25 protein-coding genes and 1 pseudogene are annotated in these 26,237 nt (G+C 63.0%); 9 read left to right on the top strand and 17 right to left on the bottom strand.

Annotation, left to right across the window (positions count from 1 at the left end; translation table 11 throughout):
* Positions 1-234: 234 nt before the first annotated feature.
* Positions 235-2,013, bottom strand: coding sequence for a signal recognition particle-docking protein FtsY (ftsY, locus tag OC537_RS17020; protein ID WP_262113006.1), 1,779 nt, complete (start codon positions 2,011-2,013; stop codon positions 235-237).
* A 111-nt stretch (positions 2,014-2,124) separates the two neighbouring features.
* Here ftsY and rsmD point away from each other — a divergent pair, with 111 nt between their 5' ends.
* Together rsmD and OC537_RS17030 are read left to right on the top strand one after the other, a co-directional pair.
* Positions 2,125-2,754: a 16S rRNA (guanine(966)-N(2))-methyltransferase RsmD gene (gene rsmD / locus OC537_RS17025; RefSeq protein WP_262113010.1), complete on the top strand. Its 630-nt coding sequence runs from the start codon at positions 2,125-2,127 to the stop codon at positions 2,752-2,754.
* A 120-nt stretch (positions 2,755-2,874) separates the two neighbouring features.
* On the top strand, positions 2,875-3,189 hold the full coding sequence (locus OC537_RS17030; protein WP_106885213.1) for a DUF1145 domain-containing protein: 315 nt from the start codon (positions 2,875-2,877) through the stop codon (positions 3,187-3,189).
* A 37-nt stretch (positions 3,190-3,226) separates the two neighbouring features.
* Here OC537_RS17030 and OC537_RS17035 read toward each other — a convergent pair whose 3' ends face one another.
* Together OC537_RS17035 and fabR are read right to left on the bottom strand one after the other, a co-directional pair.
* On the bottom strand, positions 3,227-3,592 hold the full coding sequence (locus OC537_RS17035) for a YijD family membrane protein (RefSeq protein ID WP_111910783.1): 366 nt from the start codon (positions 3,590-3,592) through the stop codon (positions 3,227-3,229).
* 19 nt (positions 3,593-3,611) lie between these two features.
* Positions 3,612-4,232 (bottom strand): HTH-type transcriptional repressor FabR, encoded by a 621-nt coding sequence (fabR, locus tag OC537_RS17040; protein WP_025325415.1) that lies wholly within the window; start codon positions 4,230-4,232, stop codon positions 3,612-3,614.
* Between the two features lie 149 nt (positions 4,233-4,381).
* On the opposite strand from fabR, the gene OC537_RS17045 reads away from it, so the two are divergent.
* Positions 4,382-5,500, top strand: coding sequence for a fatty acid desaturase (locus OC537_RS17045; protein ID WP_106885215.1), 1,119 nt, complete (start codon positions 4,382-4,384; stop codon positions 5,498-5,500).
* Positions 5,501-5,976: 476 nt separating this feature from the next.
* On the opposite strand, the gene OC537_RS17050 is transcribed toward OC537_RS17045, so the two are convergent.
* Positions 5,977-7,230, bottom strand: a complete 1,254-nt coding sequence (locus OC537_RS17050) for a phospholipase D family protein (RefSeq protein ID WP_262113017.1) — start codon at positions 7,228-7,230, stop codon at positions 5,977-5,979.
* A 75-nt stretch (positions 7,231-7,305) separates the two neighbouring features.
* Between OC537_RS17050 and OC537_RS17055 the strand changes: the two genes are divergently transcribed.
* Positions 7,306-7,467, top strand: a complete 162-nt coding sequence (locus OC537_RS17055) for a hypothetical protein (protein WP_162852243.1) — start codon at positions 7,306-7,308, stop codon at positions 7,465-7,467.
* A gap of 4 nt (positions 7,468-7,471) precedes the next feature.
* On the opposite strand, the gene OC537_RS17060 is transcribed toward OC537_RS17055, so the two are convergent.
* The 3 genes from OC537_RS17060 to tatA all read right to left on the bottom strand — a co-directional run bounded on the left by OC537_RS17060 (position 7,472) and on the right by tatA (position 9,642).
* Complete coding sequence (locus tag OC537_RS17060) at positions 7,472-8,932, bottom strand: lytic transglycosylase F (protein ID WP_163137361.1); 1,461 nt, start codon at positions 8,930-8,932, stop codon at positions 7,472-7,474.
* 231 nt (positions 8,933-9,163) lie between these two features.
* Positions 9,164-9,466, bottom strand: a complete 303-nt coding sequence (locus OC537_RS17065; RefSeq protein WP_113069474.1) for a YfcZ/YiiS family protein — start codon at positions 9,464-9,466, stop codon at positions 9,164-9,166.
* A 14-nt stretch (positions 9,467-9,480) separates the two neighbouring features.
* Entirely contained in the window at positions 9,481-9,642 is a 162-nt protein-coding gene (gene tatA, locus OC537_RS17070; protein ID WP_005323446.1) for a twin-arginine translocase TatA/TatE family subunit, read from the bottom strand.
* 281 nt (positions 9,643-9,923) lie between these two features.
* Here tatA and OC537_RS17075 point away from each other — a divergent pair, with 281 nt between their 5' ends.
* A complete protein-coding gene (locus tag OC537_RS17075; protein ID WP_262113022.1) occupies positions 9,924-10,916 on the top strand; it encodes a LysR substrate-binding domain-containing protein in 993 nt (330 codons plus the stop codon).
* Positions 10,917-10,946: 30 nt separating this feature from the next.
* Here the strand turns inward: OC537_RS17075 and OC537_RS17080 are convergent, their stop codons facing one another.
* Both OC537_RS17080 and OC537_RS17085 read right to left on the bottom strand, forming a co-directional pair.
* Complete coding sequence (locus OC537_RS17080) at positions 10,947-11,546, bottom strand: YhgN family NAAT transporter (RefSeq protein ID WP_042650554.1); 600 nt, start codon at positions 11,544-11,546, stop codon at positions 10,947-10,949.
* Between the two features lie 109 nt (positions 11,547-11,655).
* Positions 11,656-11,901 (bottom strand): YecH family metal-binding protein, encoded by a 246-nt coding sequence (locus tag OC537_RS17085; RefSeq protein ID WP_262113031.1) that lies wholly within the window; start codon positions 11,899-11,901, stop codon positions 11,656-11,658.
* Positions 11,902-12,108: 207 nt separating this feature from the next.
* Here OC537_RS17085 and OC537_RS17090 point away from each other — a divergent pair, with 207 nt between their 5' ends.
* Positions 12,109-13,392: a dicarboxylate/amino acid:cation symporter gene (locus OC537_RS17090; RefSeq protein WP_167402186.1), complete on the top strand. Its 1,284-nt coding sequence runs from the start codon at positions 12,109-12,111 to the stop codon at positions 13,390-13,392.
* A 21-nt stretch (positions 13,393-13,413) separates the two neighbouring features.
* Here the strand turns inward: OC537_RS17090 and OC537_RS17095 are convergent, their stop codons facing one another.
* Together OC537_RS17095 and OC537_RS17100 are read right to left on the bottom strand one after the other, a co-directional pair.
* Positions 13,414-13,728, bottom strand: a complete 315-nt coding sequence (locus OC537_RS17095) for a DUF2007 domain-containing protein (RefSeq protein WP_025325406.1) — start codon at positions 13,726-13,728, stop codon at positions 13,414-13,416.
* An 85-nt stretch (positions 13,729-13,813) separates the two neighbouring features.
* The gene (locus tag OC537_RS17100; RefSeq protein ID WP_163137363.1) at positions 13,814-14,716 is read right to left on the bottom strand and encodes a LysR family transcriptional regulator; all 903 of its coding nucleotides are present in this window, start codon (positions 14,714-14,716) and stop codon (positions 13,814-13,816) included.
* 98 nt (positions 14,717-14,814) lie between these two features.
* Here OC537_RS17100 and OC537_RS17105 point away from each other — a divergent pair.
* Both OC537_RS17105 and OC537_RS17110 read left to right on the top strand, forming a co-directional pair.
* Positions 14,815-15,849, top strand: a pseudogene (locus OC537_RS17105) (HlyD family secretion protein); the annotation flags it as partial.
* 98 nt (positions 15,850-15,947) lie between these two features.
* Positions 15,948-17,501, top strand: coding sequence for a DHA2 family efflux MFS transporter permease subunit (locus OC537_RS17110; protein WP_262113038.1), 1,554 nt, complete (start codon positions 15,948-15,950; stop codon positions 17,499-17,501).
* Between the two features lie 57 nt (positions 17,502-17,558).
* On the opposite strand, the gene OC537_RS17115 is transcribed toward OC537_RS17110, so the two are convergent.
* Positions 17,559-18,185: a lysoplasmalogenase gene (locus tag OC537_RS17115; protein WP_025325402.1), complete on the bottom strand. Its 627-nt coding sequence runs from the start codon at positions 18,183-18,185 to the stop codon at positions 17,559-17,561.
* Between the two features lie 173 nt (positions 18,186-18,358).
* Here OC537_RS17115 and OC537_RS17120 point away from each other — a divergent pair, with 173 nt between their 5' ends.
* Positions 18,359-18,517, top strand: coding sequence for a hypothetical protein (locus OC537_RS17120; protein WP_005332188.1), 159 nt, complete (start codon positions 18,359-18,361; stop codon positions 18,515-18,517).
* A 53-nt stretch (positions 18,518-18,570) separates the two neighbouring features.
* On the opposite strand, the gene OC537_RS17125 is transcribed toward OC537_RS17120, so the two are convergent.
* From OC537_RS17125 to OC537_RS17145, 5 genes are all read right to left on the bottom strand, one after another.
* The gene (locus OC537_RS17125; RefSeq protein WP_262113041.1) at positions 18,571-21,123 is read right to left on the bottom strand and encodes a TRAP transporter permease; all 2,553 of its coding nucleotides are present in this window, start codon (positions 21,121-21,123) and stop codon (positions 18,571-18,573) included.
* A gap of 98 nt (positions 21,124-21,221) precedes the next feature.
* Positions 21,222-22,193, bottom strand: coding sequence for a TAXI family TRAP transporter solute-binding subunit (locus OC537_RS17130; RefSeq protein ID WP_106887813.1), 972 nt, complete (start codon positions 22,191-22,193; stop codon positions 21,222-21,224).
* Between the two features lie 779 nt (positions 22,194-22,972).
* Positions 22,973-25,114, bottom strand: coding sequence for a S9 family peptidase (locus tag OC537_RS17135; RefSeq protein WP_262113044.1), 2,142 nt, complete (start codon positions 25,112-25,114; stop codon positions 22,973-22,975).
* A 318-nt stretch (positions 25,115-25,432) separates the two neighbouring features.
* Positions 25,433-25,864, bottom strand: a complete 432-nt coding sequence (locus tag OC537_RS17140; RefSeq protein ID WP_262113046.1) for a DUF411 domain-containing protein — start codon at positions 25,862-25,864, stop codon at positions 25,433-25,435.
* Positions 25,865-25,911: 47 nt separating this feature from the next.
* Entirely contained in the window at positions 25,912-26,235 is a 324-nt protein-coding gene (locus OC537_RS17145) for a hypothetical protein (protein ID WP_139745802.1), read from the bottom strand.
* Positions 26,236-26,237: the final 2 nt, after the last annotated feature.

Consider the following 26,237-nt stretch of genomic DNA (forward strand, 5'->3'; position numbering starts at 1 on the left):
TCAGTCTTGTCGATACAAATCATACCCTGACAGTGACAAGCTCCGGCCGGGATCGAAGCATGGCACACTGACTCTTCGCGGCGACATAAGCCCTTGATGAAATGACCGATCCGCAGCCACGCACCTTGGCGGCCTGGTCGAAACGAATCATACCCTGACAGTGACAAGCCCCGACCGGAGTCGGGGCATGGAACACTTGCTCATCACGGCTGAGCTGACTCATCGCGGCCGGACTCATTCCTCGCGGCTGAAGAGCGCCTCGATAAAGTCGTTGGCAACGAAGGGACGCAGATCGTCGATCCCCTCGCCCACCCCTATATAGCGGATCGGGATCTGGAACTTGTCGGCCACCGCGAAGATGACGCCGCCCTTGGCGGTCCCATCCAGCTTGGTGAGGGTGATGCCGGTCAGGCCCACCGCCTCGCTGAACAGCTTGGCCTGGCTCAGGGCGTTCTGGCCTGTGCCCGCATCCAGGGTCAGCATGATCTCGTGGGGCGCCTCTTCATCCAGCTTCTTCATCACCCGCACCACCTTCTTGAGCTCTTCCATCAGGTTGCTCTTGTTCTGCAGGCGACCGGCGGTGTCGGCGATCAGCACGTCAGCCCCACGGGAGCGGGCGGCCTCGATGGCGTCATAGATGACGGAGGCGGAGTCGGCACCTGTGTGCTGGGCGATCACCGGAATGTTGTTGCGCTGACCCCACACCTGCAGCTGCTCGACCGCGGCGGCACGGAAGGTATCCCCCGCCGCCAGCATGACGCTCTTGCCGTCGGCCTGGAACTGCTTGGCCAGCTTGCCGATGGTGGTGGTCTTGCCGACACCGTTCACGCCGACCATCAGGATCACGTAAGGCTTCTTGCTGGTGTCGATCACCAGCGGCTGCTCGACCTGAGTCAGCATGGCCCCCATGTCTTGCTTGAGCAGACCGTATAGCGCCTCGGCATCCTTGAGTTGCTTGCGATCCGCATGCTGCACCAGGCCTTCGATGATGCGAGTGGTGGTATCCACGCCCAGATCGGCGGTCAGCAGCTGGGTCTCCAGCTCCTCGAACAGCTCATCGTCAATCTTCTTGCCACGGAACAGACCGAAGAAGCCGGAGCCGATATTCTCCTTGGTGCGCACCAGGCTGCGCTTGAGGCGGGCAAAGAAGCCCTCCCGCTGCGGCTTGTCCTGAGTGTCATCATCCACGGCGGCGGCCAGGGGCAGGGCTGCCAGCGCGGCGGCATCTGCCTCCATCTCGGCTACCAGCCGCAAATCTTCCGCTCGCTGGGCCTCTTTGGCGATACGGGCTTCCTCGGAAGCCTGTGCCTCGGCGGCAACACGAGCGGCTTCGGCAGCCTGTGCCTCGGCGGCAATGCGGGCAGCTTCCGCAGCTTGTGCCTCGGCAGCAATGCGGGCGGCTTCGGCAGCTTCTGCCTCGGCGGCAACACGGGCGGCTTCCGCAGCCTGTACTTCGGCAGCAACGCGGGCGGCTTCCGCAGCCTGGGCCTCGGCGGTAACACGGGCGTCTTCGGCAGCCTGGGCCTCGGCGGCAATACGGGCAGCTTCCGCAGCTTCTGCCTCGGCGGCAATGCGGGCGGCTTCGGCGGCTTGCGCCTCGGCGGCAACACGGGCGGCTTCGGCAGCCTCTGCCTCGGCGGCAACACGAGCTGCTTCGGCAGCTTGTGCCTCGGCGGCAACACGGGCAGCTTCCGCAGCCTGGGCCTCGGCAGCAACACGGGCGGCTTCGGCAGCCTGGGCCTCGGCGGCGATCAGCGCCTCATTGACGATGACGGGCTCGAGTTCGGAGGCGGGTTCCTCCACCACCAGAGGGCCTTCGTCAGGGGTCGCCAGGGGCGCCTCGTGCGGTACAGCAGGGGCCTCGGTCAGGGAAACATCAGCGACGGGAGCGGGGGCAACGGTGGCCTCGGACTCGGCGACAGCCGGGGTGGCGTCAAGGGCCTGTGATTGGACGGCCTCAGCCTCTTCTTTCTTGCGGCCGAAACCCAGCCAGGAAAACAAACCTTTTGCCATCTAAAAAATACTCACTTCGTTGGCTGACTGCTAAGATAGCCGTCCCTCGGCGGGTCGGCATAAAAATGAACCGCCTTATACTACCACTTTATTTTCTGACGACGAAACGCGATGCCCAGAGTGAAATCCAGCCGTAACAGCCCGAGCAAGAGCCCAGCCCCCCAGGGGCGAGCGGGCGTGGTAAGAATCATCAGCGGCCAGTGGAAGGGCCGCAAACTGCCGGTCAGGGATGTGGACGGACTCAGACCCACTACGGATCGCGTCAAGGAGACCATCTTCAACTGGCTGGCCCCCCATGTCCGCGGTGCCCGCTGCCTCGACCTGTTTGCCGGCAGCGGCGGCCTGGGGCTGGAGGCGCTGTCGCGCTACGCCGAAAAGGTGACTCTGGTCGAGATGGACAAGGGAGCCGCCGATCAGCTCAGGAAGAACCTGGCCGCCCTCGGCAGTCAGCAGGGCGAGGTGATCCAGGCCGATGCGGTGAGCTGGCTGCAAGGCCCGGCCACCCCCTTCGATCTGGTGTTCCTGGATCCACCGTTTCGCCGTGAACTGCTGCCCCAGGTGTGCGAGCTGCTGGAGCAGCGCGGCTGGCTGGCGCCGGATGCCCTCATCTATCTTGAACGGGAAAAGGAGATGAGCGATCTCCCCCTGCCAGCCAGCTGGCAACAGCTCAAGGACAAACAAGCGGGTCAGGTCTGCTACCAGCTCTATCTGCGGGACGCCAAGGATGACGCCGCGGTTTGAATGCCAGGCGGGAGGGGAAATGAACGATTACCACTCCCTGTCAACTTGGGCAACAGCAACAACTCAAGGACAAGCAGGCCGGTCAGGTCTGCTATCAACTCTATGTACGGGAGATAAGCGATGAAGCGGGTGTTTAATCTATTGGCGATGGGCGTGCTGCTGTTCTTCTGGCTCGGCGTGGTGCTCGCCCTGCTCGGCACACTGCCGGGCAAACTGAACGGTTTTCTGCCGGTCTGCGGCGTCATAGTGATACTGATGCACTGGGTACAGGCCAGCATGATCAAGGCCGCCTGCAAGCCCTACTTTGCCATCAGCCGCCTCGAATTCACCCAGGTGCTGATCTTCGGCGTGTTCGGCATGATGGAGATCCGCGCCAAGCTGCAGGCCATCATAGACGCCAGGCAGAGGGGAGAAACCCCGCCACGGGCTGACTGACCCGAGACCGCCAGATCGAACCTGAAGGAGTGACATGTCACTCCTTCACTTTTTTCCCCAGGCTGATGCCGAGCTTGATGGAGAGCACGGCGAGCAGCAGCAGCATGGCGATCAGGGAGAAGAAGTTGCTGCCAAGCTCGGGGTACTGCACCTTGAGCAGCGCCGTGTGCCCGAACGCCCCGATGAAGAAGCAGAGCAGGATGCAGCTGGGGGTGTTGCCGACTATGGGCTCGTGGCGATAGTGCTGATAGAGCTGGTAGGCCGCCAGCAGCAGGGCGATCAGGGGGAAGAAGGAGAAGGGCACGACCGACTCGGTCAACACCGACAGGAAGGCATCACCGCAGATGCCGATGAGCAGGGCCAGCAACAGGGGCTTCTTCGGGATCGCGTTCGATTCATGCATGGGACTGTCCATCCTTGACTTAAGAGAGAGATTCGCGGCGCTTGCGGTTCTGGACCTCGGCGCCCATGGCGATCATCCGCAACTGGCTGATGGTACGCTCCGACAGGGCCCGGCACTCCTCGGGGGTCATGTCGAGGGCGTCGGCACCGGCGCTGAAGACTATGGTGACCATGGCTTCGGCCTGGATGTAGGCCTCTTCCCGTGGCGCCTGCGTGGTCGCCTCCAGATAATCGGTCAGCTCGGCGATGAAGTGCTGGATCTCGCGGGCCACCGCCTGACGGAAGGCCGCAGAGGTGCCGGAGCGCTCACGGAGCAGCAGCCGGAAGATGTTCGGGTTGTTTTCGACGAATTCCATGAAGGTCTGCACCGAGGTGCTGATGACGCTGCCACCACCGGCGATGCGCTGACGCGCCTGGCGCATCAGCTGGCGCAGGGTCAGGCCGCCCTCGTCCACCAGGGTCAGCCCCAGCTCTTCCATGTCGCGAAAATGACGGTAGAAGGAGGTCGGCGCTATGCCCGCCTCCCTGGCCACTTCCCGCAGACTGAGGTTGGAGAAGCTGCGGTTGGCACAGAGCTGACTGAACGCCGCTTCGATCAGCGTACGCCGGGTCTTTTCTTTTTGTTGCGCGCGAATACCCACGAAAACAGTCACCTTGAGATTAGCGAGGCCAGATGATAACCCGAAGGCGGGGCCTGGATCAGGTTTGTCTCCGACTTTTTTACCATTGACCCGCATTCCGGCTCAATGGAGAATAGTGGACAGCTGTTCGCTGAATGGAGCCGAGTGAAATGGACCGCCCCCCGATCATCATGACCAACACCCTGCTGTTCGCCCTCTCCGGGCTGACGGCACTGATTGCGGTACCCTGGTACGGCCTGACCCATGGCTATGACCTCTGGCAGTGGGGCTGCTTCCTGCTGCTGTTCTGCTACTGCGGCATCTCCATCACCGCCGGTTATCACCGACTCTGGTCCCACAAGGCCTACAAGGCGCACCCAGCCCTGCAATGGATCTTCGCCATAGGCGGCGCCCTTGCCCTGCAAAACTCGGCACTCCACTGGTCGTCCGATCACCGCCGTCACCACCGCCACGTGGATGACAACCAGAAGGATCCCTACAGCGCGGGCCGCGGCTTCTGGTACTCCCACATCGGCTGGATGCTGCGGGAATACCAGCGCGAGATCTACCACGACTACAGCAATGTGCGGGATCTGCAGAACAACGCCGTGGTCGCCTTCCAGCACAGGCACTATCTGGCCTTGACCCTGGCCACCAACATCGGCATCCCGCTGCTGCTCGGCCTGATCCATGGGGATCTGCTCGGCATGCTGCTGCTGGCGGGGGTGCTGCGCATGGTGATGACCCACCACACCACCTTCTTCATCAACTCCCTGGCCCACATCTGGGGCAGCCAGCCCTTCACCGATCGCAACAGTGCGCGGGACAACGGCATCCTGGCCTTCTTCACCTTCGGCGAGGGGTATCACAACTTCCATCACCTGTTCGAGAACGACTACCGCAACGGCATCCACTGGTGGCAGTTCGACCCCACCAAGTGGCTGATCCGCACCGCCGCCTGGTGCGGGCTGGCCGGGGATCTCAGATCCTGTCCTGAGGAGCGGATCGAGCAGGCCAGGCTGGAGATGCAGCTCAAACGCGCCCAGGCCAGGCTGCGCAAGGCAGAGGACAGGGAGCTGTGGCAGGCGCTGCTGCAGGAGGAGTACGACAAGCTGAGCCTGCAGATCCAGCACTACTACGCCAGCCGCAAGCTGCTGCTGGAGCAGCGCAAACGCAAGGCGCTGGCCCGCTACGACAGGCTCAAGCTGCAGCTGGAGTATCGCAACCTGAGGGATGGCTTCCTCGTTGCCAAACGCAACTGGAGTCGCCTGCTGGCCGGCATCGCCTGAGGCGGCTGACCGACAGACCTGATTGCCCAAGACCGCCCGCTGGCGGTCTTTTCATGGGCGTCTGGCGATCTTTTGGCATAAAAAAATGGGGCGACATTCGCATGTCACCCCCTCGCAAATAGCATGTTCCATATTGGGATCCGGCAATAACGGGGCTGATGCGCGTCACGGGTTTCCGCTCCCGATCCGCACTGCCAGCCAGAACACGCCGGCCGACCCACTCCCTTGCTGCCCTCACCCACACGGCAGACCAGCCGCCGTGTTTGTCCTTGCAACCGAAATACTACGCAGTTAAATAAAATAAAAAACCGTTATATGCGGCCCTGTATGCAAGCGAGGGCGCTGCATCAGGTATCGCCTATCGACATAAAGTGATTAAAAACAATACGATAAAATATCAATCCGGCTTTGGATGGCAAACGTTATCCTCGAAGGCGCACAAGGCTTTGCGAGATCTCGCACAAGCTGGACTCCACTCACAGCCAGGGGCGCAGCGGCAGCCAGTCGCTCAGTCGCGCCAGCAGGCGCCGCAGCCTCGAGGGGGGCGCCACCACAGGATGGACCGCCGCCCGTTGCCAACCGCAGAGCCAGTGCCGCAGCTCGGCACAGAGCGCCGGGCAGCTCAGGTGCAGCATCAGCTCGGTGTTGAGCATCAGGGAGCGGGGATCCAGATTGAAGCTGCCGAGCAGCGCCTCCTCCTCCCCCATCAGGATCAGCTTGGCGTGCAGGCTGCGCCCCTCATCCGACAGCTCGGCCAGCACTATGCCCTGCCGCTCCAGCCAGGGGCGGTGGCGCCGGTAGGCGCCATACACCAGGGGCACGTCTGTACTCGCCAGGGAGTTGGTCAGGATCTCGATGCCGACCCCGGTCTGGCGCAGCCGTTTGAGATGGCGGCGCAGGCTTCGGGTCAGGATCAGGTAAGGACTCACCAACCGCAGCGTCCCCTGATTGCCAGCCAGCTTGCGTCCCAGCCGGGGCGCCGTGGTCGGCCGGGAGATAAGCCCCTTGCCGGGCCTGTCAAACCAGCACTCTCCGACCCCAGGATGCCAACGCAAGGGAAGAGGCGCGTCATCAAACAGGCTGGCGGGCAGATCGTAGACCATGGCCACTGCCGGGTCGGTCAGGGTCAGCAGGAAGTCGTTCACCGCACGGATCTCGGCGGGCAGCAGGGGGCGCCGCAACAGGCGCCGGATGGGGTGGCTCCAGCGGCTGCGCCAGAACAGCTCGAAGCCCTGCTCGGCCTGGCGGCAGAGGGGGCCGCGGCAGACCAGATCCAGATCGACGAAGTGAGGGGGCGCCCCCAGCCCGAAGTAAGGATCGCCGATGTTGCGGCCACCGATCACCGCCTCGTGGCCATCCACCAGCAGCAGCTTGTTGTGCATGCGGTGGTTGATGCGCCGGAAGCTGAGCAGGCCTTCCAGCAGCAGGGTCAGGGGGCGCCAACCCCTGAGCCAGAATGGATTGAACAGCCGCACCTCGATGCCGGGCTCTGCCGCCACCACCTCGAGGAAGCGGTTGTCGCCGGCATAGAGATCGTCGATGAGCAGCTGGACCCGGACCCCGCGCCGCGCCGCATGGAGCAACTCGGACAGCAGCAGCTTGCCGCTGCTGTCCTCCTCCCAGCTGTAATACTGGGCCTGGATCCGGCTGCGGGCACCGCGGATCAGCTGGCAGCGGGCCTTGAGGGCGGCGCCGGGATCGTCGAGCAGGGCAAATTCGGCGGGGATCAAGGGTCATCTCCTTGTCATGAGACGGTGGCATAACCCAGACAACAGCCCCGATTGCGGCGTGTCAAGGAGCCGATGATGGAAGTGCGCGACCACCCCTGCCTCAGCCAGAGACCCCAGGCCAGTCAGCCGGATCCCACTCCCGCCAGGCTGCTGACCCCCTGGTACCAGCAGCACAGGGATCAGGGCTGGGAAGCCCTCCCCTTTACCCCCGAGGATGGCCTGCCCGACCGGCACTGAGCACTCAGGGCTGGACCGCCTCCATGGCCTCTGTCTTGCCCTCCACCTGAGGCAGGCTGAAGCGGTAGGCCACGTAGTATTTGTAGATGGTGCCGACGTAGTTGATGGGGCCCTGGCCGACCTCGTTGGCCACCAGCTGCTCCACGTTGCCAAACCAGACGTTCGGATCCAGCCCCCTCTCCCTGGCCTTGGCCTGCAGCGCCTGCACCCGGTTAGGGCCCGCATTGTAGGCCGCCAGGGCGAACAGGTGACGGTTGAGCCTGTCCATCCCGGGATCGTTGAAGTAGGTATCAAGAATGAGCCGCATGTAACGGCAGGCCGCCTCCACACTGCCTTCCAGGCTGGTGAGCCTGGCGCCGCGGATCCCCACCTCGCCCCCCGTGCTCGGCAGCAGCTGCATGATGCCGACAGCCCCGCGGTTGGAGCGGACATTGGGATTGAGCCCCGACTCCTTGTAAGCCAGCGCCGCCAGCATCAGCCAGTCGAGCTCATATTTGTCGGCCTGGGTTTCCAGTACTTTGCGGATGGTCGACAGCCGCCCCAGAGGATCCGGCGCCAGTATGTTGCTCATCTTGTCACTCTGGGCCAGCAGGCGACGCAGTGTCATGTCGCTGTAGAGGGTGCGTTTGCTCGACTCCGAGATATAGGCATTCACCGCCTTGAGCAGCTCGGGGCTGTTGTTGCGCAGTGCCCAGGCGCTGCGCCCCTTGTCCCGCAGCGGGATAAGCTTGTGGGCCTTGAGGCCCCCTATCATGTCGAGCCAGATCCGCCCCTTGAAACTGTCGGTGACGGTCAGCGGTATGATGCCGGCGGCCACCATCTCCAGCAGATCCCCGTCCTGCAGGTACTCGGGCACTGTCTCTATGTAGACGGGGGGCAGCCCCAGCTCGCGGAACAGCCAGTTGAGCTGATGCAGGCTCTCGTAATAGCTTGAGCTGGCCCGCACCCAGATCCGCCGACCGGAGAGCTGGGTGATGCGGTTGAAGCCCGTCAGCTCCCGCTGGCTCACCACCCACTCCTCGATGGGCGAGATGAGCGGCTGGGAGAAGGTGACCTGCTCGCGCCGGGTCGGCGTCACCGTCAGGTTGGCCGCCACCAGATCCCCCCGCCCCTCGGTGAGGTAGTCCAGCAGCTTGTCCTGACGCACCGGGATATAGATGATCTTGAGCTTGAGCTTCTCCTTGGGGAGATAGGTCTGGTTCAGCCAGCGCTCGAAGCCTTGCAGTTGATTGACCAGGATGCCGTACTGGGCCCCCTTGTCGAAGAAGAAGAAGCCCCGTTCATAGACCACCAGGGCCCTGAGCTCCTTCTTTTGCAGTATGTGTTCGAGATCCCCGGGTTGGGGCAGGAGCTTGGGCTTGACGTCCGCGGCGCGCGAAGGGGCATCACCAGGCTGGGAACCGAGATCCGCCGCCAGCAGAGGGAGAGAGCAGAGGACCAGCAGGGCCCAAATCCATCGCATCATGAGGTAGCCACCTTCTGTTGGTCGACTCGCGCCTTGAGATTCTCGGCAGGACAAGGCCCGACACGCGGGACTCATGACGGGGTGCCATCATGGCACCTTCCTGCAGCGGAACGATTGGTACCGGACTGAAACCGGATCGTCCGTGGGATAACTCACTATACAACGCAAAGAGAGGGAAAAGGCGAGGGGCAAAGCAATACGGCAGGCAAGCCTGCCGTCTCATCAGGGGGCTCAGATAGAGCGGGCACGCATCTCGAAAATCAGCTTCTCGGCGGTGCAGGTGAATTGCAGGCGGGCCTTCAGGATAACGCCGTTGGCGCCCTGGGTCAGTTCGCTGTCGATCACGGCTTCGGCGGTCACCTGCTTGGCCAGCGCCTCATAGGCTGCGAGTTTGGCGCGGGCGTCGGCTTCTGCCGCGGCCTCGATCACCAGCTCCATCACATCGTCGCCTTCACCTATGATGGTGCCGATCTCGGCGAAACAGCCGCAGCTGTCGCAGGTTTCATTCAATTCCACTTTTTCGTCTACAGACATACTTCCACTCCTACTCATTTCGGATGTACTTCATCGTCACGCAAGGCTTTACGAAAATCCCTGATGGCGGTGCCCAGATCCTCACCGGCACCGGCCAGGCGTTTGCTGCCAAACACCACGACGACGACCACCAGCAGGATCAACAGATGCCAGATATGAATTCCACCAAGTCCCATAGGGCGACTCCTGACAGATAGATACCCGTTGTTTGTATCAAAAGAAGGCGCAACGATTGTTGGGCAAAATCAAGGCAGGCGCAAGTTGGCAGGAAAATCGTCAAAAAACATAAAAAGATACGGCGACCTTTGGCCGCCGTATGAGTCGGTGCTACTTGTCCCCTCAACCGCTACATCCTGTACCAGTCGCCATGAAGGCGAGAGACAGGTCGAGCATAGGGTCGCCAAGATATGAAAACAAATGGTATAAATTCATCTAAGAATTGAAGAGGATTCATATCATGTTGCTGGAACAGCTCGGGCGCATAGATCTTAATTTGTTGATTATCCTGCAAGTCTTGCTGGAAGAGCGCAATGGCAGCCGGGCCGCCCGCCGTCTGCATCTGAGCCAGTCGGCCGTCAGCAAGGCCCTGGGTCGCCTGCGGGAGACCTTCGACGATCCCCTGTTCGTCCGCTCCGCCTACGGGCTGGATCCCACCCCGCGCGCCCTCGATCTGCAGCAGCAGTTGCAACCCATACTGCTCTCCCTGGACAACCTGATCCAGCCCCCCGCCTTCGATCCCGCCAACACAGAGCGGGAATTCGTCATCGCCAGCATGGACAGCGCCTTCACCCTGTTCGCGCCGCTCTACCTGAGCGAGCTCAAGCGCCAGGCACCGGGGATCCGGCTGCGCTACGAGGAGTGGACAGAGCACAGCCTGACCGAGATGAGCCAGGGTCAGGTGGACATCGCCTTCACGGTGCGGGAGAACTGCATCAACTCGGATTTCAGGCTGGACACCCTGCCCAACGCCATCTGCCAGCGACTGCTCGCCATCGATGACCTCACCTGCCTGGTGCAGCGGGATCACCCGGCCCTGCGCGAACCCGAGTGGGATCTTCCCCGCTACCTGGCCCATCCCCATGTGCAGACCTATTGCGAGGGACGAGATCGCTGGATGCTGGATCACAAGCTGGCGGAGCAGGATCTCTACCGCCGGATCGAGGCGACTGTGCCCTCCTTCGAGGCGGCACTGCGCATGGGCATGCACTCGGACATGATAGTGACCCTGTCACGGCTCTATGCCCGCCACGCGACCCAGGTCTATCCGCTGGTGCCGCTGCCGTTGCCCATCGCCCTGGACAGCATCTCCCACCTGCTCATCTGGCATCAGCGCCACGAGGAGGATCCGGGACACCGCTGGCTGCGGGAGACATTGCTCACCCTCATCATGGGCAAGCTGGAGGCCCCGTCCCGCCCGGACGAGGCGCTGGCCGTCATGGACCCACAATAAGAAAGGGGCTGCCTGGCAGCCCCTTTCTTTTTACCCCTTGCCCGTCACCGCCAGATAGTGGTGCACGCCATCCAGCAGCATCTGCACCGAGATCATCACCAGCAGCATGCCCATCAGCCGCTCCACGGCGGTGAGTCCTCGCTCACCCAGCAGCTTGTTGAACAGCTCGTAGAACATCAGGATCACGGCGCTGGCGCCCCAGGCCATCAGCAGGGCCAGGGACCAGTCCGCCATCCGGGTCGGCTCCTGGTTCGCCAGCAGCAGCAGGGAGGCCAGTATGGAGGGGCCCGCTATCATGGGGATGGCCATGGGCACCAGGAAGGGCTCCTCCCCCGCCGCCAACCCGGTCACGCCCCCCGGACTCGGGAAGATCATCTTGATGGCGATGAGGAACAATATGATGCCCCCGGCGATGCTGACCGCCTCCTGGCGCAGGTTCAGGAAGCTCAGGATCTGCTGACCGGCAAACAGGAAGCCCAGCATGATGCCTAAGGAGAACAGCAGCTCGCGGATCATCACCTTGCGGCGCCGCTTGGGATCGACATGACGCAGTATGGAGAGGAAGACCGGCAGGTTGCCCAGCGGATCCATGATCAGAAACAACATGACGGCAGCGGAGAAAGTATCCATACAGGTTCCCGGGCGTTGCCCAGGCCAAGCCTTTAACAGAGGGGGGAGAGGGCGAAATATAACAAAGGAGGCGGGATTCGGCGAGCGCCTCGGTACGCTCGCCGCGGGATCAGCCGTGGTTGCAGATCTTGTCGGCCCGGGTCTGGATGCCCTGCTCTGACTCGATGAACTTGCCGCGTTTGGCCAGCAGGCTGATCAGCGCCTCTGCATCCATCTCGCTCGCGCTGCAGGTATGGAAGCGGGCATCGGCGCCAAAGCGCGCCTCAATCGCCTCCCTGAGGCTGGCCCGGGTAAAATGGCCACCCTCTTCCAGCATCATCTCCATCACTTCGTGACCGTGTATCGACTGGGACATCTCAAACCTCTTTAATCATCATGTCAGATGTCCATTAGAGCCTGAACCCCGGCCCCCGATCTTGATATAAGCCAACAAAACGCCTTTTTTAGCTCCCCCGGGCTGGCCGCGAGCGTCGCTTTGTCGATAATGTGGCAACCTGATCGGGGGATGGCTACACTAGCGCCCCCTTTGCCATCGCAGACAGAAAATAAGGACATTGGCGTCATGCTGTTCCATGGATTGGTCTTCAAGCCCTGGCGGATCTGGACCCGCCGCCCGCTCTGGTTGAAGACACTGCTCGGCATGCTGACCGGGATCGGGCTAGGACTCTGCTTCAGCGAGCAGGCAATGCTGCTCAAGCCCATCGGCGTCCTGTTCGTGAACACCATACAGATGCTGATGGTGCCCCTCATCTTCTGCTCCGTCATCGCCGGCCTCACCGCCCTGCTCAAGGGCAAGACCCTGGACAGGATCGGCAGCAAGGCCATAGGTCTCTACCTCTGCTCCACCGCCGTCGCCATCTGCATCGGCCTGGTGATGGGCTGGCTGCTGGAACCCGGCATGGGCGCCAACATGGGACCCTACGAACGGTCCGGCGTGATGGTGCAGCCGACCCTGGCCAGCGTGCTGAGCCATCTGGTGCCCCACAACCCGGTACAGGCCATGGTGGATGGCAAGATACTGCAGGTGATCGTCTTTGCGGTGGCCCTCGCCCTGGCCCTCAATGCCAGTGGCCGACGCGGTCGCCCTGCCATTCTGTTCTTCACCTCCCTGGCGGAGGGGATGTTCAAGCTGACCCAGATGGTGATGGCGCTGGCCCCCTATGGCGTCTGCGCCCTGATGGCCTGGATGACGGGCAAATACGGGGTGAGCCTGCTGCTGCCCCTGCTCAAGGTGATAGGCGCCGTCTACCTCGGCTGCCTGCTGCACGTGCTCGGGGTCTACAGCAGCCTGCTGATCCTGCTGGCCCGCCTCAATCCGCTGCACTACTTCAAGAGCATCGTCGACGCCCAGGCGGTGGCCTTCACCAGCAGCTCAAGCAGCAGCACCCTGCCCATCAGCCTGGCCTGCGCCGAGCGCCGGCTGGGGGTCTCCCCCGCCATCACCGCCAAGGTGCTGCCGATTGGCGCCACCATCAACATGGATGGCACCGCCCTCTATCAGGGGGTGACGGCGCTGTTCGTGGCCCAGGCATTCGGGGTGGATCTGCACGTGGTGGATTACCTGACCATCATCAGCATCGCCACCCTCGCCAGCATAGGCACGGCCGGCACGCCGGGCACCGGGCTCATGCTGCTGACCCTGACGCTGACCGCGGTGGGATTGCCGCTGGAAGGGGTGGCGCTGATCGCCGGGATAGACAGGATCCTCGACATGGCCCGTACCACTGTCAACGTCTCCGGCGACATCCTGGTGTCGGTGCTGATCGCCCGCAGCGAGAAGGAGCTGGATCTGGCGATCTATCACGATGCCAGCGCGGGGGAGGACATCGACTTCACCCTGCGCTGAGGGTGACGGGAGGGAAAGATCTCAGTGATCCTGGGGATCGTGATGGCAGCGCCAGCAGATATCGAAGTTGGCGCCGTTCTCCTCCCCGCACTGACCGCACAGCCAGCCATTGCCCTGGCGCTGCTGGTAGCGCTCTATGATCCTGCCTGCCCGCCGGCGATCCTGCTCGCACACCATCAGGGTGACCTGCAGCAGATCCACGGGCAACTCTCCCAACGCCCCCGAGAGTCCCTCCCCGCTGAGCCGCACCCGCACCCCTTCGACTTCCAGCGCCCCTTTCAAGGCATGCGCCTCCAGCGAGTGGGAGGCCCGATACAAGTTAATCCACTGCTCCATATATCCTCTCCTCGCAACCCCTAGTCGATGCACCGGCGACACCGGCCCCGGACCATCACACTTCCTCCGCATGACCCCTTGCCGCTCACAGCAGGTTGTCGATGCCGTAAGTCGGGCCATTGGCCACCAGAAAATCGATAAACACCCTCAACTTGCGCGGCATCAGCCGACGCTCGGGAAACAGCAGATAGATGGGCACCTTGGGCTGCTGCCAGTCCGGCAGCAAGGCCACCAGAGAGCCGTCGGCCAGCTCATCATGGCACAACATGGCGGGCAGGGAGGCAAGCCCCAGCCCGGCCTTCGCCGCCTCTCTGGCACAGGTGATGTTGTTGACCTGGAAACGGGACGGCGGATCCACCAGCACTTCCCGGCCATCCAGTTCAAAACACCAGTGGGAGGCGAGAAAACCGCTGCTGACCGCGACCCTTTCATGGCGCACCAGATCCTCGGGTCGGGTGATCGCCGGGCTGCGGGCCAGGTACGCCGGGCTGGCGCACAGCAGCCGCTCCGTGCTCCACAGACGCCGTGCCGCCAGGTTGGAGTCGCTCATGTCACCGATCCGCACTATGGCATCCAGCCCCTCGCTGATGGGGTCCACTATGCGGTTGGTCAGCTCCAGATCCACCCGCAGCCCCGGATAGGCTTGCAGAAAGTGAGCCACCAGGCGACCCACCACCAGCTGCCCCGTCTCGATGGGGACCGCCAGCTTGAGGGTGCCAGTCACCTCCTGCTGGCTGGCACTCAGCATCAGCTCGGCCTGGGCCAGCTCCTCCACCGCCTTGCTGCAGCGCAGGTAATACTGCTCTCCGGCCTCGGTCAGGGTGAGCTGGCGGGTGGAGCGATAGAGCAGCCGCACGCCGAGGTGCTGCTCCAGTTCGGCGATGCGGCGGCTCACCGTCGCCTTGGTCATGCCCAGCTCCTGGGCGGCGGCGGTAAAGGAGCCCTTGTCGACGATGCGCACCAGAATCAAGGCTGCGTTCAAGTCCATTGTCTCACCAGTGAAACTGTATATCTCATGAATGGATACTAATCGAAACAGTCTGCCGATGTTAGCCTGCCCGCCACAGTTCAGGAAAAGCAAAAATCATGAGTCAACACAAGAAGATCCCTCTGCTGGCAGCCCTGCTGCTGGCCCTGCTCGGCATGCTGTTTGCCGCCTACTGGTATCTGCACGGCCGCCATTTCGAGAGCACCGACAACGCCTATCTGCAGAGCGAGGTGACCGGCATCGGCTCCAAGCTGCCCGGCTATATCAGCGAGGTGCTGGTGACCGACAACCAGGAGGTCAAGGCCGGCCAGCTCATCGCCAGACTGGACGACAGGGAGTACAGAACCCGGGTGCTCGAGGCCGAGGCCGATCTGCACCTCAATCAGGCGACCGCGGAGAACCTGGCCGCCACCCGTACCCAGCAGCTGAGCCTGATCCGTCAGGCCGAAGCCAGGGTCGCCTCGGCCAATGCCGAGCAGGTGCGGGCCCAGCAGCAGGTGCGCCGGGTCAGCCAGCTCAATCAGCGCAACTACAGCTCCCAGGACAGTCTGGACGAGGTGCGCGCCGGTCTGCAGGTCAATCAGGCCCAGGAGCAGGAGGCCAGAGCCGCCCTGCAGGCCGCTCGCGAGCGCCTGCTGGTGCTGGACGCCGAAGCCAAGCAGAACCAGGCCAGGCTGGCACTGAGTGAAGCACAGCTCGAACAGGCCAGGCTGGAGCTCGGCTACACAGAGCTGCGGGCCCCGGCGGACGGCATCATAGGCAAGCGCAGCCTGCGGGAAGGACTCTATGTGCAGTCCGGCATGCAGGTGGCCAGCCTGGTACCGCTGCAACAGGTGTGGGTCGAGGCGAACTTCAAGGAGACCCAGCTGCAGCACATGCAACCGGGTCAGCGCGTGGAGGTGATCCTGGATGCCTATCCGGATCAGCCGGTCGAGGGGATCATCGACAGCCTGGCCCCCGCCACCGGCGCCAAGTTCGCCCTGCTGCCGCCGGAGAACGCCACCGGTAACTTCACCAAGATAGTGCAGCGGGTGCCGGTCAAGATCCGCATCCCAGAGCCGGGCGCACTGGCAGGCAAGTTGCGTCCTGGTCTCTCCAGCGAGGTGATAGTGGATACCCGTGATCCCGAGCCAGACGCACTGGCGGGCAAGCTGCGTGCCGATCAATCTACCCTCTCCACCGAGGTGATAGTGGATACCCGCAATCCTGAGCCCATGGTCGCCGCCAACTGATGGAACCCATTCCACGTCGCAACTGGATCGCTGTCATGGGGGGCCTCATCGGCGCCTTCATGGCCATACTCGACATCCAGATCACCAACGCCTCCCTGAAGGACATTCAGGGGGCCCTCTCGGCCACCCTGAGCGAGAGCTCCTGGATCTCCACCTCCTACCTGGTGGCGGAGATGATCGCCATCCCCCTGAGCGGCTGGCTGAGCCGGGGGCTGAGCGTGCGCCGCTACCTGCTGTGGACCACGGGGGCCTTCATCGTCGCCTCCGTGCTCTGCTCGTTTAGCTGGAACCTCACCAGCATGATCGTCTTCCGGGCATTGCAGGGCTTCACCGGCGGGGCCCTGATCCCCATGGCCTTCTCCCTCATCGTCAGCCTGCTGCCGCTGCACAAGCGAGCCACCGGCATGGCGCTGTTCGGCCTCTGTGCCACCTTCGCCCCCGCCATAGGTCCGACCCTCGGGGGCTGGCTGACGGAGCAGCTCTCCTGGCACTACATCTTCTACCTGAACGTGCCCCCCGGCCTGCTGGTGATGGCCATGCTGGCCCACGGGCTGGACAGGAAGCCGGTGGACTGGGAGGTGATAAAACGGGTGGATCTGGTCGGCATCCTCACCATGGCGGTGGGGCTGGGTCTGCTGGAGGTGGTGCTGGAGGAGGGCAACAGAGAGGACTGGTTCGGTTCCAGCTTCATAGTGCGGCTCACCGTCATCTCTGTGGTGGCCCTGGTGTTCTTCGTCATCAGCCAGCTGCTGCGCCGCCATCCTCTGGTCAATCTGCGGCTGCTGCACAGCCCGCGCTTCGCCCTGGCCTGCTTCGCCTACCTGGTGCTCGGCATGGCGCTGATGGGGTCCATCTATGTGCTGCCGCTCTACATGGCGCAGATCCACAACTACAACGCCCTGGAGATTGGCGAGGTGCTGATGTGGATGGGGCTGCCCCAGTTGCTGGTGCTGCCGCTGGTGCCCAGGCTGGTCACCCGGATAGATCCGCGCTACCTGGTGAGCTTCGGCTTCCTGGTGTTTGCCATCAGCTGTTTCATGAACGTCAACATGAGCGCCGACTACGCCGGCCCCCAGCTGATCCAGTCGCTGATAGTGCGGGCCCTGGGCCAGCCCTTCATCATGGTGCCGCTCTCCCTGGTAGCCACCGCCAGCCTGACCCCGGAGGAGATCCCCTCCTCCTCCACCCTGCTCAACGTGCTGCGCAACCTGGGTGGGGCCTTCGGCATCGCCATCATAGCCACCCTGATCGACAACGACACCCGCATCCATGCCAGCCAGATAGGCAGCACCCTGGCCGCCACCAGCATAGAGGGGCAAAGCTACCTGCTGCAGCTGGCCCAGACCATGATGGCCCAGGGCTCGGATCCCGCGCTCGCCCAGCAGCAGGCCAGGGCCATGCTGTCCAATACCATCAACCGGGAGGCCGCCATCATGGCCTACAACCAGGTGTTCTACGTGATGGGCATCTTCCTGCTCATCGCCAGCGCCCTGATGCTGCTGCTCAGGCAACCGGCCCTCAGGGCCGCGGACGCCGAGCCGCTGGAGGCATGATAGCGGAATGACAAAACGGGCCCTATGGCCCGTTTTTTTATGGTCGACGAAGCCTGCTTATCCCGCCAGAGAAGCGGCGATCAGGAACTGGGCGGCGAAGTAGCTGCTCATGATCCAGGCCGTGGCATGGGGGAAGGGGCGGCGGAAGCGATCTAGCGCCAGCATGCTGTCGGAGAAGAGGAACATCAGCGCCCCCACCAGGGCCGCGGCGCTGCCCGCGGTAAGAGAGGCGTGCCAGGCGCCGGCGGCGACCCAGGCCATGGCGATGATCACCAGCATGTAGCAGAACACAGGGATCTTCATCTCCCCGAGCTTGCCCCACAGCAGGCCGAACACCATGCCGGCCACCAGCAACAGCAGCAGGCCATCCACCAGCTTCAGCACCAGGGGCCCTTGGGCGAAACCGACTATGTAGCAGAGGTGCGCGACAAAAAATGCCGCCAATCCCTGGATGAAGCGATCCCGTGGCAGCATCAGCAGCACGTCCCCGGCCAGCGACAGGCAGAGGCCGAGCAGGATCCAGGCGTGGGAACCGTTATGGTCATCGCTCTGATAGCCAAAGGCCAGGGCGATGATGAACAGCATGGTCAGCGGTTTGCTGATGTAGAACTGACGGGAGTCTGAGCCATAAGCCGCGCGGATGTGCCACCAGCCAGATGCGATGATCAAGAAACTCAATAACATGCCCTGCTCCTCACCGATTGCTCGCGGTCACACGGCAACCTCTTTAGTGCCCGCAAGAGTAGCAAATTCCCCCGCCCAGTGGCAGGGGTGTGAAGCAGATGACACCCTACACCTAAAGTCTAATTGCCCCCTGCTCGCGGCTCGGGCATAAGAGACAGCTCTGGAAGATCACCATGGAAGACGCAATGACCAACTACCTGCCTGCCATCGACATCATGATGTGCCACCTGGGGATCAGCTTCGAACAAGCGTGCGAACAGCTTGGCCTGAGCCCGCAGGAACAACAGACCCTGGATCAGCTGCAAAAGCAGAAGCAGACCCAGTCAAACTAACCTGCCCGGTATTGAAAACGGCGCCATCGAGGCGCCGTTTTTATTGGTGGTGTCTATGAGCGGGTGGCCCGTCGCCGTTGCAGCCAGACCACGGCCCCGAACAGCAGGAAGCCCGGGATCCACATCAGCTCCTTGTGCCAGCGCTCGGTCGGCGCCTTGACGGAGAGGATCTCCTGGTCAAACTCCATACCGGCCGCCGCCGCCGGACTGCCGAAGGTGACGTTGTCGATCAGGGTCTTGCCGTCCTGCTCGTACAGGGCCAGCCCCAGGCTGGCCAATCGCTCTTCGCCATCGGCACCGGCCGGTACCGCCAGCAGCACTGTGGATTGACGCAGCTTGCCCACCGCATCCTCCCCCTGGATCCGCAGTCGCAGCGTGCTCTCCGCTTCCACCTCACCCAGGGTCTGGGCCAGCTGGGCGGGGGGCGTCTCACGATAGGGATCGTGCACCATGTCCATCCAGAAACCGGGACGGAACAGGGTGAAGGCCACCAGCAACAGCAGCACATTCTCGTACCAGCGGCTCTTCACCAGGAACCAGCCCTGGGTGGCGGCGGCGAAGATCAGCATGGCGACCGTGGCCACCACGAAGATCAGCACGCCGTGGGCGAAGTCCACATCGATCAGCAGCAGATCCGTGTTGAAGATGAACAGGAAGGGCAGCGCCGCGGTGCGCAGGCTGTAGTAGAAGGCGGTGATCCCGGTCTTGATGGGATCCCCCTTGGAGACGGCGGCCGCCGCGAACGAGGCCAGCCCCACCGGCGGGGTCACGTCCGCCATGATGCCGAAATAGAAGACGAACAGGTGCACGGCGATGAGCGGCACTATGAGGCCGTTCTGCTGCCCCAGCGTCACCACCACGGGGGCCAGCAGGCTGGAGACCACTATGTAGTTGGCTGTGGTGGGCAGCCCCATGCCGAGGATCAGACTCAGCAGGGCGGTGAGGAACAGCATCAGCAGCAGGTTGCCCATGGAGAGCATCTCCACCAGATCCGCCAGCACCAGGCCGACCCCGGTCTGGGAGACGGCACCGACTATGATGCCGGCGGTGGCGGTGGCGATGCCGATGCCGATCATGTTGCGGGCACCGGCCACCAGGCCCTCCTTCAAGTCCACCAGACCATCGCGGGCCGAGCCGTAGTCATGCTTGCCGTCGGTGCGCAGCCAGTTGAGCAGCGGCCGCTGGGTCAGCAGGATGATCACCAGCATGACGGTGCCCCAGAAGGCCGACAGCCCTGGCGAGAGGCGCTCCACCATCAGGCACCACACTAGTACCACTACGGGCAGCAGGAAGTGCAGACCGGAGAGCAGCACGGCGCGGGTGTTGGGCAGCTCGGTGAGGGGCTGATCCGGATCCTCGGCGGGCAGCGGCGCATTGCTGGCCGCTATCTTCAGCAGACCCAGATAGACGGCCGCCAGCAACAGGGAGATCCCCGGCAGGGCGTAGTCCCCCAGCGCCGGCTTGAGCCAGCCCAGACCATAGTAGACCGCCATCGACAGGCCGCTGATGAGGGTGGCACCGAAGGCGAAGCCGGTCAGACGGCGCAGCCAGGGCTTGGGTTGATGACCGCCGATGGGCTGCATGCCGAGCTTCAGCGCTTCCAGGTGGACTATGTAGAGCAGCGCTATGTAGGAGATGGCCGCCGGCAGGAAGGCATGCTTGATGATCTCCACGTAGGGAATGCCCACGTACTCCACCATCAGGAAGGCCGCCGCCCCCATCACGGGGGGCATGATCTGGCCGTTGACCGAGGAGGCCACCTCGACCGCCCCCGCCTTCTCCTTGGAGAAGCCGACCCGCTTCATCATGGGGATGGTGAAGGTGCCCGTGGTCACCACGTTGGCGATGGAGGAGCCGGAGATGACCCCGGTCAGGGCCGAGGCCACCACGGCCGCCTTGGCCGGGCCGCCGCGCAGGTGGCCGAGCAGGCTGAAGGCAAGCTGGATGAAGTAGTGACCGGCACCGGCCCGCTCCAGCAGGGCGCCGAACAGCACGAACAGGAACACGAAGCTGGTGGAGACCCCGAGGGCGATGCCGAACACCCCCTCAGTGGTGATCCACTGGTGGTTCGCCAGGGCGGTGAAACTCACCCCGCGGTGCGCCAGCAGCCCCGGCATCCAGGGGCCGGCCAGGCTGTAGGCGAGAAACACCAGGGCGATCACCGCCAGGGCCGGGCCCAGGGCACGGCGGGTCGCCTCCAGCAGCAGCGGTATGCCGATGCAGGCGGTGACCAGATCGGCGGTGGTGAGGTTGCCGGGGCGCTGGGCAAGGGCCTCATACATGACGAACAGATAGGCGGCGGCACCGGCGGCGATCAGGCCGAGGGCGATATCGCCGAGCGGCACCCTGTCTCTGGGGGAGCGCCGGAAGGCCGGGAACACCAGATAGGCCAGCAGCAGGGCGAAGGTGAGGTGAATGGCACGGGTTTCGGTGTCATTGAGGACGCCAAATCCCAGCATAAAGGGCAGCGGAGAGGCGATCCAGAGCTGGAACAGGGACCAGGCCAGCGCCAGCCCGGTGATCAGCCAGCCCATGATGCCGAGCGGCAGCCGGGCGCCCACGTCCTGGGCGATCAGTTCCTCGGTAGAGAGTTGTTTTTCTTGCATAGGGTTAACTTTTGCCTGCGAGTACAACGACACGACACCCGCTGCCGGTGTGGCGGGCGGGTGTCGAAGAGAACGATGGAAGGCCGGCAGGCCTTCAATCAGAGCCAGCCACGCTCTTTGTAGTAACGTGCGGCACCTTCATGCAGGGGCGCGGAGAGACCCACCTTGATCATGTCGGCCTCTTTCAGATCGGCGAAGGCCGGGTGCAGACGCTTGAAGCGATCCAGGTTGTCGAACACAGATTTCACCAGCTGGTAGACCACTTCAGGATCGGCCTTGGCACTGGTGGAGAGCACCGCCTTGCCACCGATGGACGGGGTCGGCTGGTCGCTGCCCTTGTAGATGCCGCCCGGGATCTCGGCCTTGGTGTAGTAGCTCTTCTCGGCCAGCAGCTTGTCGATGTCGGCGCCGGTCACCGGCACCAGCACGGCGTCCGTGGTGGTGGAGGCTTCCTGGATGGCACCGTTCGGGTGGCCGACGAAGTAGCTCATGGCGTCTATGTTGTTGTCACCCAGGGCGGAGGCCTGCTCCGCCGGTTTCAGCTCGGAGACCAGGCCGAAGTCGCCCTTCTTCCAGCCCTTGACCGCCATGATCTCTTCCATGGTGTCGCGCTGGCCAGAGCCCGGGTTGCCGATGTTGACGCGCTTGCCCTTCAGGTCGTCGAAGCTGGCGATCTTGGCGTCGCGGCGGGCGAGAATGGTGAACACCTCGCTCTGCAGGGAGAAGACGGCGCGCATGTCATCCATGGCCCCCTCGGCCTGGAAGGGGGGCAGCCCCTTCATCGCCTTGTACTGGTGGTCGGACTGCATGATGCCGAAGTTGAACTCACCGCTGCGGATGCCGTTGACGTTGGCCACGCCACCGCCACTGGCCGGCGCGTTGCACTTGATCTGGTGATCGGCGGCGCCGCGATTGAGGAAACGACAGATGGACTGGCCCGCCACGTAGTAGACGCCGGTCTGACCGCCGGTGCCTATGGTCACGAAGCGCTCCTGCGCTTGCACCGGACCACCGAAAGTAGCACCGACCAGAGCCGCCGACAGGGCGCACGCCAAGGATAATCCTTTCATGTTCTTCATCCTTTTCATTGATTTATCTCACCCGATTCCCGGGTGAATATGAGACGGACCCGCATCAAGACTGGGTCTGCCTATACAGCCTCGTACGAGGAAATGGTCGAGCGGCGAACGCCCTTCCAGAAGCCACCATCATCCTGCGGTGAGATAATCAGCGTCATGCCGACTGAGGGTGATTCGACCACAAAATAGCCGGATCAAAAGTTGTAACCCCTTGATTAGGCACAGAGTGCCAACATAAATCAAACAAAATGGCAAAACGGTGGATTTAAATAGCGAGAAATTTGAACTGGATCATCAATTCATCGGGCGTGGATTAATTGGTTTTGTGTGCGCAGGCAGCGGGGAAATGGAGGGAGTGGATTCCTTTGTAGCCCTTGACTGGCAAGGGCTGCCATCTGGCTGAGGGCGGCCCGAGACAGGGTCAGGATAGGGAACAAGACACAGGCCGGCGGGTTGCCCTCGCCGGCCTGATCTCATCTGCGAATCGGCGTCATCCCTGGCGCCCGGATCGCGGTTCAGCAACAAGCGGTTAACCCAGCCTCATGCCTTCGGCCTGGCCAGCTCCAGAATAAAGGCAAACTCCAGAGTTATGCCCTCGTAGGCCTTGCCACAGCCCGACTTGCCTGTGGCCGGTCACAACGGCTCATCCACCATCTCATGCCTTCGCCTTGGCCAGCTCCAGGATAAAGGCGAACTCCAGGGCTATGTCCTCGTAGGCCTTGCAACAGCCCGACTTGCCTGCGGCCGGTCACAACGGCTCATCCACCGCCTCATGCCTTCGGCTTGGCCAGCTCTAGGATAAAGGCGAATTCCAGGGCTATGTCTTCGTAGGCCTTGAAACGCCCCGACTTGCCGCCGTGACCGGCATCCATGTCGGTGCTGAGCAGCAACTGGTTGTCGTCCGTCTTCAGCTCCCGCAGCTTGGCGACCCACTTGGCGGGCTCCCAATATTGCACCTGGGAGTCGTGCAGACCCGTGGTGACCAGCAGGTTGGGGTAGGCTTGCGCCTTGACCTGATCGTAGGGGCTGTAGCTCTTCATGTAGTCGTAGTAGCGCTTCTGGTTCGGGTTGCCCCATTCGTCGTACTCCCCTGTGGTGAGGGGGATGGACTCGTCCAGCATGGTGGTGACCACGTCGACGAAGGGCACCTGGGCGACCACGCCGCGATAGAGCGCTGGCGCCTGGTTGATGACGGCCCCCATCAGCAGGCCGCCGGCACTGCCCCCCATGGCGTAGACCTGGTCCCTGGCGCCATAGCCCTGGGCCACCAGCGCCTCGGTCACGTCGATGAAGTCGTGGAAGGTATTCTGTTTTTTCAGCAGCTTGCCATCTTCATACCAGGGGCGCCCCAGCTCCTCACCGCCCCGGACATGGGCGATGGCGTAGACGAAGCCCCTGTCCAGCAGGCTCAGGCGCGAGCTGCTGAAGTCGGGATCCATGCTGGCGCCGTAGGAGCCGTAGCCATAGACCAGCAGGGGGTTCTTGCCCTCCTTCTTGAACAGATCCTTGCGATAGACCAGGGAGACAGGCACCGCCACCCCGTCGCGGGCGGTCACCCAGACCCGCTCGCTGGCATACTTGTCGGCCTTGAAACCCGCCACCGGCTGCTGCTTGAGCAGGGTGCGCTTGCCACTGTCCAGGTTCAGCTCATAGGTGGAGGACGGCGTGGTCATGGAGGAGTAGCCGTAGCGCAGGGCGCTGGTGTCAGGCTCCGGGTTGTAGGCGAGCCAGGTGACATAGGCGGGATCGTCGAAGGCGATCTCTTTCTGTTCGCCGCTCTGCCAGTTGATCTGGCGCAGCCGGGTCAGTCCCTTGCTGCGCTCCTCCAGCACCAGCCAGTCCCTGAACAGGGCATAGCTCTCCAGCAGCACGTCCGGATTGGGGGCTATCACCGCCTTCCAGCGATCCACCGGGCTCTCCCTGGTCTCGTAGAGGCCGAAGTTCTTGCCGTCCTTGTTGGAGCGCACATAGAAGCGGCCGCGGTAGTGATCCAGGCTGTATTCGTGATCCACCTGACGGGGCAGGAACAGGCGCGACGCCTGGACCGGCGTGTTGGCGTCGATGAGGCGCGCCTCGCTGGTGGTGGTGCTGGAGAGGGCGATGACGATGAAGTCTTCCGAGGTGGTGGCATAGAGGCTGACGTAGAAGCTGTCATCCTTCTCCTCGTAGACCAGCTTGTCCTTGGCGGGGTCGCTGCCCAGCTCGTGGCGATAGACCTGATAGGGCAGCAGTGTCTTGGGGTGCTTGCGCACATAGAACACCGTCTTGCTGTCGTTGGCCCACACCAGGTTGCCCGAGGTGTTCTCAAGCTTGTCGGCGGCCCAGGTGCCGCTCTCCAGATCGAGGAACTGGATCTGGTACTGACGGCGGGAGAGGAAGTCTTCCGCCACCGCCAGCCAGCGGTTGTTGCGGCTCACCTCCAGGGCCCCCAGCGAATAGAACTCGTGGCCCTCGGCGCGCTGGTTGCTGTCCAGCATCAGGCTGGCGTCCTTCTCCCCCACCTTGGTGCGGGAGTAGATGGCGTACTCCTTGCCCGGCTCATAGCGGGTCTGGTAGCGGTAGCCGTTCTTCACATAGGGCACCGACTCGTCCTGCTGGGGGATGCGGGCCACCATCTCCTTGTAGAGCTGGTCGCGCAGCGGCTGGACTGGCTTGAGCATGGCCTCGGTGTAGGCGTTTTCGGCCTTGAGATAATCCAGCACCTCGGGCTTCTGCCGCTCGTCGTCACGCAGCCAGTAGTAGTTGTCGATCCGGACGTCCCCGTGCTTTTTCAGGGTATGGGGGTGCTTGGGGGCCACAGGAGGCAGGATGGGGGTTTCGCTTGTCGGCATGACGGGCTCTTCATTGGCATGGGTACAGGGCACGGCGACCAGACAAGCCAGCAGCAGCAACCCTCGGGGAAAGATGAACATGTCGCATCCTTTGCGCTGTAACAGGGCAGGCAGGCTCGCGGGGAGCGCCATGAATTGACGATCAAGCCGCCGCCGCTCACTCCGCCGGTGCGGAAACAAGGCTGGCAAACCGGAACATCGCCCCTGAGAAAATAAATTGGCGATCAATCTGCCCCTTGTCGCCCTGGGTTGCAAGTGATCCCCGGACATTCGACCCCAAACCATGAAAAAGGGCCCCCCTCTCACAAGGGTGGCCCTCCTGCTCTGGCCATGAGCGGCACGGATTCGCTCAGGTGTGCCTCACATGATGGAGTGGTGCCGGCTCATGACCAGTGTTCGTCAGCCGGGATAGCTCGACCAGACCTTGGTCGCGCCCTCCTCGCTGATGCTCAGCACCTGATAGGGCTGACCCGGAATATCCATGCCCGGCGCACTCTGGGGCATGCCCGGAATGGTCAGGCCGCGGATCGCCGGTTTTTCCTTGAGCAGCTTCTGCACGTCGGCGGCGGGCACATGTCCCTCCACCACATAGCCATTCACCACCCCGGTGTGGCAGGAGGCCAGCTGCGGGGTGATGCCGTACTGTTGCTTGACGGGTTCAAGCTGCTCGGTTTCGACGACCTTGACCGCAAAGCCGTTCTCTTCCATGTGCTTGATCCAGGTCTTGCAGCAGCCGCAATACTGGGACTTGTAGACTGTCATCTGCTCGGTTGCCAGAGCAGAAAGACTGACGGTACCGGCCAGCACGGCCAGTAACAGAGACTTGTACATGACTCACCTCGGATAAGAAGAAATGCCCAAAAAACGGGTAACTCGACTCAAGCTGTCTGGCGAGGGGGCCGTTCGAGCCGCTCCAGCGGCGCCTCCGGCATGAAGAGGGAGGGGGAAATGAACGCTGGCATGTCGGGCTCAAGCCAGGCCACCGTCAGGCTGTCGCCGGTGAGCACCGTCATGGCGAGCGCCGAGGTGAAGCTGCCGCAAGGCATGGCTTTTTCCAGGGTGCGTTCGCTCTGGCTGCAATGGGGAGTCAGGGTACAGAGATCGGTCGCCGCCCGGCTGCCAAACGACATCAGCACCATCAGCAGGCTCCACAGGGGGAGCCAGCGGCGGGCGCGAGCGAGTTGGCGACGGGTCAGGACCATGG

The sequence above is a fragment of the Aeromonas sp. Marseille-Q5825 genome, from assembly GCF_946892685.1.
Taxonomy (GTDB): domain Bacteria; phylum Pseudomonadota; class Gammaproteobacteria; order Enterobacterales; family Aeromonadaceae; genus Aeromonas; species Aeromonas rivipollensis.

Coding starts and splice junctions, on each gene's coding strand:
- ftsY (WP_262113006.1), bottom strand. CDS start 2,013: ATGGCAAAAGGTTTGTTTTCCTGGCTGGGTTTCGGCCGCAAGAAAGAA.
- rsmD (WP_262113010.1), top strand. CDS start 2,125: ATGCCCAGAGTGAAATCCAGCCGTAACAGCCCGAGCAAGAGCCCAGCC.
- OC537_RS17030 (WP_106885213.1), top strand. CDS start 2,875: ATGAAGCGGGTGTTTAATCTATTGGCGATGGGCGTGCTGCTGTTCTTC.
- OC537_RS17035 (WP_111910783.1), bottom strand. CDS start 3,592: ATGCATGAATCGAACGCGATCCCGAAGAAGCCCCTGTTGCTGGCCCTG.
- OC537_RS17045 (WP_106885215.1), top strand. CDS start 4,382: ATGGACCGCCCCCCGATCATCATGACCAACACCCTGCTGTTCGCCCTC.
- OC537_RS17055 (WP_162852243.1), top strand. CDS start 7,306: ATGGAAGTGCGCGACCACCCCTGCCTCAGCCAGAGACCCCAGGCCAGT.
- OC537_RS17060 (WP_163137361.1), bottom strand. CDS start 8,932: ATGATGCGATGGATTTGGGCCCTGCTGGTCCTCTGCTCTCTCCCTCTG.
- OC537_RS17065 (WP_113069474.1), bottom strand. CDS start 9,466: ATGTCTGTAGACGAAAAAGTGGAATTGAATGAAACCTGCGACAGCTGC.
- tatA (WP_005323446.1), bottom strand. CDS start 9,642: ATGGGACTTGGTGGAATTCATATCTGGCATCTGTTGATCCTGCTGGTG.
- OC537_RS17075 (WP_262113022.1), top strand. CDS start 9,924: ATGTTGCTGGAACAGCTCGGGCGCATAGATCTTAATTTGTTGATTATC.
- OC537_RS17080 (WP_042650554.1), bottom strand. CDS start 11,546: ATGGATACTTTCTCCGCTGCCGTCATGTTGTTTCTGATCATGGATCCG.
- OC537_RS17085 (WP_262113031.1), bottom strand. CDS start 11,901: ATGTCCCAGTCGATACACGGTCACGAAGTGATGGAGATGATGCTGGAA.
- OC537_RS17090 (WP_167402186.1), top strand. CDS start 12,109: ATGCTGTTCCATGGATTGGTCTTCAAGCCCTGGCGGATCTGGACCCGC.
- OC537_RS17095 (WP_025325406.1), bottom strand. CDS start 13,728: ATGGAGCAGTGGATTAACTTGTATCGGGCCTCCCACTCGCTGGAGGCG.
- OC537_RS17100 (WP_163137363.1), bottom strand. CDS start 14,716: ATGGACTTGAACGCAGCCTTGATTCTGGTGCGCATCGTCGACAAGGGC.
- OC537_RS17110 (WP_262113038.1), top strand. CDS start 15,948: ATGGAACCCATTCCACGTCGCAACTGGATCGCTGTCATGGGGGGCCTC.
- OC537_RS17115 (WP_025325402.1), bottom strand. CDS start 18,185: ATGTTATTGAGTTTCTTGATCATCGCATCTGGCTGGTGGCACATCCGC.
- OC537_RS17120 (WP_005332188.1), top strand. CDS start 18,359: ATGGAAGACGCAATGACCAACTACCTGCCTGCCATCGACATCATGATG.
- OC537_RS17125 (WP_262113041.1), bottom strand. CDS start 21,123: ATGCAAGAAAAACAACTCTCTACCGAGGAACTGATCGCCCAGGACGTG.
- OC537_RS17130 (WP_106887813.1), bottom strand. CDS start 22,193: ATGAAAGGATTATCCTTGGCGTGCGCCCTGTCGGCGGCTCTGGTCGGT.
- OC537_RS17135 (WP_262113044.1), bottom strand. CDS start 25,114: ATGTTCATCTTTCCCCGAGGGTTGCTGCTGCTGGCTTGTCTGGTCGCC.
- OC537_RS17140 (WP_262113046.1), bottom strand. CDS start 25,864: ATGTACAAGTCTCTGTTACTGGCCGTGCTGGCCGGTACCGTCAGTCTT.
- OC537_RS17145 (WP_139745802.1), bottom strand. CDS start 26,235: ATGGTCCTGACCCGTCGCCAACTCGCTCGCGCCCGCCGCTGGCTCCCC.